Below are 5,078 nucleotides of genomic sequence, written 5' to 3'. Positions count from 1 at the left end.
GATCCCGACCCTCGTGGAGTAGACCGACTCGGGCGGAGCCGGCTCGGTGCGGGCGGGGTCGGCGTTGAACCATGACCACCGGGCCTTCGCGCGGGCGCCAGATAGAGCTCGATGTTTGAGGTCATGACGTTGGTGACGTGTGATGGGACCCGGGTGGCGGGGGCTGGGTGCGGCAGACGACGCAGGGTCGGAGGCAGCTGTGGCGGTGGTTCCACACCGCGACAGCGCCGGGCTCTGCCACCAAGAACCCCGGACTCACTCCCGCGCGGCCCGGTGTCCACAGCGCTGACATGAACGAGCCTGCCGCCGAAGCACCCCGTGGGGATCGTTGGAATCCTGCGGTTCTTCTTCGGCGCGCGGCGCCGGTGCGCCTGTGATGTCAGCGCTGTGGATACCGGCAAGCCGTCAGGCCTCTTCCCTCGGCTTATCGTCGCCCCCAGGACGACCAGCACCATCCCGGAATCTTGTCTGAGCGAGTGTCTCAGAAGCCATGACACTCGTTGTCTCACAAGTGAGGAGACAGCACAGCACCCCAAGGTACGACCTGGTGCCCTACAGTGCGAACGCGCCTCGGTATACGGTACCCCGGGGCTGCGATCGCTGCGATAACCTGGGGGCGGCGCGCTCGCGCCACACCCGGTAGCACGAACTGCACGGTCCGGAGGAAGTCCGGATGACGCCGTCGGGGCCGCAGGCCCCGGATCCGCCCAGACCTTGTCGTGGGCGAGCGACAACCAGGCGTTCGTCACCCCGGGGACGCCGCTTATCGGTTGTCACGGGGACTCCTGCTGCGCCGGGTGCGATCACTCGCACCCGAAGGAGCCCTCCCCATGTCGCACATACCCGCCTCGGACAACCAGGCCCGCGTCCCCGCCAGTATCTCGGCCCAGTTCACTCTCTACTTCGATGGCCGCTTCTGGGTCGGTGTTCTTGAGCTTCACGAACGCTGTCGTGGAGCTGACTCGAATGATCAGGTAGGCGCTGTGCGGGCTGCGCGGCACGTCTTCGGGGCCGAGCCCACCGACGTCGAGCTCTACGACTTCCTCCTGGCCCGCAGCGGTGAGCTCATTGACCGCGCCGCAGAGTCTCCTGCGGTACCGGCCTCCCGGCCGGCGGGTTCATCGTCGGCTCGTCGCCCCAACCCCAAGCGCGCTGCCCGGCAGGCCGCCAAGGAGGCAGCCCGGACGCGCCCATCCACCGCCGCGCAGGCCGCCCTGGCCGCTGCCCGTGAGGAGACCGAGGCCCGTGCCTCCCGTGACCGGAGTCGACGTCGTCGCCAGAAGGCGGATGAGGACTGGGCTCGACGTCGTCAGCGGGCCAAGCGCCGTCACCGCGGCCGATGACGCAAGCTCGCTGTTCCGCAAATCGCGGCGGTGAGGGCGCCCCTCCAGGGGCGTGGGACGGCCGCCCGCGACTGCGCCGAGTGGCCTTGGCGCGTCTCAGGGACAGGAAGCGGAGCGGCGCCCGGAGTCAACGAGGGCTACGCTATGGCAACACGGCGTCGTGAAGCGCTGGCCATCCCCCTGAGGCCGGCTCCTAGCGACGCCGTTCCAGTCCGTCTGCCCGAGAAGGAGCCACTCATGCCGCAGTACCGCAGCGCCACCTCCACCCACGGCCGCAACATGGCGGGCGCCCGTGCACTGTGGCGTGCCACCGGCGTCAAGGACTCCGACTTCGGCAAACCGATCATCGCCATCGCGAACTCCTTCACCCAGTTCGTCCCCGGGCACGTGGGCCTGCGCGACGTCGGGCGCCTCGTGGCCACCGAGATCGAGGCCGCCGGCGGCCTGGCCAAGGAGTTCAACACCATCGCCGTCGACGACGGCATCGCCATGGGCCACGACGGCATGCTCTACTCCCTGCCCAGCCGCGACCTCATCGCCGACTCCGTGGAGTACATGGTCAGCGCCCACTGCGCCGACGCCCTCGTATGCATCTCCAACTGCGACAAGATCACCCCCGGCATGCTCATGGCCGCCATGCGCCTCAACATCCCGACCATCTTCATCTCCGGCGGCCCCATGGAGTCGGGCAAGATGACCGCCGCCGACGGCACCACCCGCAAGCTCGACCTCATCGACGCCATGATGGACGCCGCCGACCCCACCGTCACCGACGAGACCATCAACGCCATCGAACGCCTGGCCTGCCCCACCTGCGGCTCCTGCTCGGGCATGTTCACCGCCAACTCCATGAACTGCCTCACCGAGGCCCTTGGCCTGGCCCTGCCCATGAACGGCACCCTGCTGGCCACCCACGCCGACCGCGGCGAGCTCTTCAAGCGCGTCGGCCACCAGATCGTCGAGATCACCCGGGCCTACTACGAGCACGACGACGCCTCCGTCCTGCCGCGCTCCATCGCCACCAAGGCCGCCTTCGAGAACGCCATGAGCCTGGACATCGCCATGGGCGGCTCCACCAACACCGTCCTGCACCTGCTGGCCGCCGCCCAGGAGGCCGAGGTCGACTTCACCATGGCCGACATCGACCGCCTCTCGCGCAAGGTCCCCCACCTGGTCAAGGTCGCGCCGTCAACGCACCTCTACCACATCGAGGACGTCCACCGCGCCGGCGGCATCCTCGGCATCCTCGGCGAGCTCGACCGCGGCGGACTGCTGGAAACCACCACCCCCAACGTCCTGCGCACCACCCTGGGCGAGGAGCTCGCCGCCTACGACATCGCCCGCCCCGGCCCCGACGGCGTCCCCGGTTCCCAGGTCAGCGAGGAGATCCGCACCGGCTACCTCGCCGCCCCCGCCGGCGTGCGCACCACCGAGATGTTCTCCCAGGCCTCCCGCTGGGAGTCCCTCGACACCGACCGCGCCGCCGGCTGCATCCGCGACATCGAGCACGCCTACTCCGCCGACGGCGGCCTGGCCGTCCTCTTCGGCAACATTGCCGAGAAGGGATGCATCGTCAAGACCGCCGGCGTGGACGAGTCGATCCTGACCTTCTCCGGGCCCGCCGTCGTCTTCGAGTCCCAGGAGGACGCCGTGGCCGGGATCCTCGGCAAGCAGGTGAAGGCCGGCGACGTCGTCATCATCAGCCACGAGGGACCTCGCGGCGGCCCCGGCATGCAGGAGATGCTCTACCCGACCACCTACATCAAGTCCATGCACCTGGGCAAGGAGTGCGCCCTGCTCACCGACGGGCGCTTCTCCGGGGGCACCTCCGGGCTGAGCATCGGCCACGTCTCCCCGGAGGCCGCGGCCGGCGGGCTCATCGGCCTGGTGCGCAGCGGCGACATCATCGACATTGACATCCCGCGCCGCGCCATCTCCGTGCGCCTGAGCGATGAGGAGATCGAGCGCCGCCGCACCGAGGAGGAGGCCCGCGGCGAGGCCGCCTGGACCCCGCACGTGGACCGCCCCCGCAAGGTCTCCGCGGCGCTGCGCGCCTACGCGATGCTCGCCACCAGCGCCGACCTGGGCGCCGTGCGCGACCTCAAGCGCCTCGGGATCAAGTAGCCCGACAGGGCCGGAGGGGCCGGGCCGGGTTGACCAACTGCAAATTGAAGATCGCTGTCACTCACGCCTAGAGTTTGCATGTGACAATCGTTCTCAGATCGCTGGTGGTGCGCTCGTGCGGCACGACACTGGTCAACGGCGTCTCCCTCCGCCTCGCCCCCGCAAGCCGGACCGCCCTGGTCGGCGCCTCCGGAGCGGGCAAGTCCCTCACCTGCGCCGCGCTCGCGGACACCCTCCCGGCCTCGCTGGAGGTCGCCGGCTCCCTGACCATTGAGCCCGACGACGCCGACGCAGGCAGCGACCCGCGCGCGAGCTCCGCCCCAGGAGGCGAGGCCGGCGGCGTCAACCTGCTGGGGCTGCCCGCCGCCCACCGCCCCCGGGGCAGCCGCATCGCGCTGGTCGCACAGGACCACTCCACCGCCCTGCACCCGCTCATCGCGGTCGGCCGCCAGATCGCCCTGGCCTCCCAGGCCGCCGGACGCACCCGGGACGAGGCCCGCCGGCGCGCTACCGACTACCTCTACGCCGTCGGGCTCGACGAGTCCTTCGCCGACCGTGTCCCCGGGCGCCTCTCCGGAGGCCAGCGCCAACGCATCAGCCTGGCCCTGGCCCTGGCCGCTGAACCCGTCCTCATCATCGCCGACGAGCCCACCACCGCCCTCGACGTCGTCGCTCGAGCCGAGATCCTCAGGCTCCTGACCTCCCTGACCAGCCTGCCCGAGGCCCCCGCCCTGCTCCTCATCACCCACGACCTGCCCGCCGCCGCCACCTGCGAGAACATCGTCGTCCTCCACGACGGCACCATCATCGAGTCGGGGGACACCCGCTCCGTCCTGACCCGCCCCGAGCACCCGGTCACGGCCGCCATGTGCGAGGCCAGCGCCGAGGAGACCATCGACGGGGCCCTGGCCGCAGCGGGAGCCGCCGCATGAGCGGGTTTGAGACCCGTGGCCTGAGGCGCTCCCACCCGGGGGCGGGCGGCGAGCGGCGCGAGGTGCTGCACGGCGTGGACCTGCGCCTGGAGCCGGGGGAGAACGTGGCCCTCATCGGACGCTCGGGATGCGGCAAGACGACGCTGCTGCGCGCCCTGCTGCTGCTCGACTCCCCGGGACCGGAAGACGCCGGCGAGATCCTGCTCGACGGCGAGCCCGTGCGCCGAGGCGGCGCCCGAGCGTTGCGGGCCTTCCGGCGGGCGGTGCAGTACGTGCCTCAGGACGCCGCCGCCACCCTCCACCCGCGCCGCTCGGTGCTGGCGCAGGTGAGCACCCCGTTGCGCACCCTGGGGGCAGTGCGTCATCGCGATGACGCCGATGCGCGGGCTCGGCAGGTGCTGGATAGGCTCGACATTCGCCGCGAGATCTGGGAGAGCCGGCCCCACGAGATCTCCGGCGGCCAGGCGCAGCGAGTCTCCATCGCTCGGGCCCTGGCTCTGGCCCCGCGCTACCTCCTGCTCGACGAGCCGGTCTCCGGGCTCGACCCCGCCCTGCGCCGCCAGACCCTCGACCTGCTCGCCGCCATCGAGGCCGACTCCGAAGCCGGCACAAGCGAGGAGGAGCCCGACGCCAAGGCCGGCGCGAGTGGTGAGGCTGAGCCCGCCCCGGCTGCCTCCGG

General features: G+C 71.1%; 4 protein-coding genes. All 4 read left to right on the top strand.

Features of this window, described 5'->3' with window-relative positions:
* Nucleotides 1-830: 830 nt before the first annotated feature.
* Nucleotides 831-1,343: a DUF2992 family protein gene (locus tag RIV14_RS13305; RefSeq protein WP_075372975.1), complete on the top strand. Its 513-nt coding sequence runs from the start codon at nucleotides 831-833 to the stop codon at nucleotides 1,341-1,343.
* Between the two features lie 237 nt (nucleotides 1,344-1,580).
* Nucleotides 1,581-3,467, top strand: a complete 1,887-nt coding sequence (gene ilvD / locus RIV14_RS13300; RefSeq protein ID WP_075372974.1) for a dihydroxy-acid dehydratase — start codon at nucleotides 1,581-1,583, stop codon at nucleotides 3,465-3,467.
* Between the two features lie 80 nt (nucleotides 3,468-3,547).
* On the top strand, nucleotides 3,548-4,399 hold the full coding sequence (locus tag RIV14_RS13295; RefSeq protein WP_075372973.1) for an ATP-binding cassette domain-containing protein: 852 nt from the start codon (nucleotides 3,548-3,550) through the stop codon (nucleotides 4,397-4,399).
* Nucleotides 4,396-5,078: ABC transporter ATP-binding protein (locus RIV14_RS13290; protein ID WP_309325233.1), on the top strand; the 683-nt coding region annotated here is incomplete at its 3' end. The genes RIV14_RS13295 and RIV14_RS13290, both read left to right, overlap by 4 nt.

It is taken from the genome of Actinomyces acetigenes (genome assembly GCF_031296635.1).
Taxonomy (GTDB): Bacteria; Actinomycetota; Actinomycetes; order Actinomycetales; family Actinomycetaceae; genus Actinomyces; species Actinomyces acetigenes.
Note: the sequence above shows the minus strand (reverse complement) of the source record. Positions and strands in the feature narration are given on the sequence as shown.

Excerpts from the sequence above, each read along its gene's own strand:
- RIV14_RS13305 (WP_075372975.1), top strand. The coding sequence starts at position 831 with ATGTCGCACATACCCGCCTCGGACAACCAGGCCCGCGTCCCCGCCAGT.
- ilvD (WP_075372974.1), top strand. The coding sequence starts at position 1,581 with ATGCCGCAGTACCGCAGCGCCACCTCCACCCACGGCCGCAACATGGCG.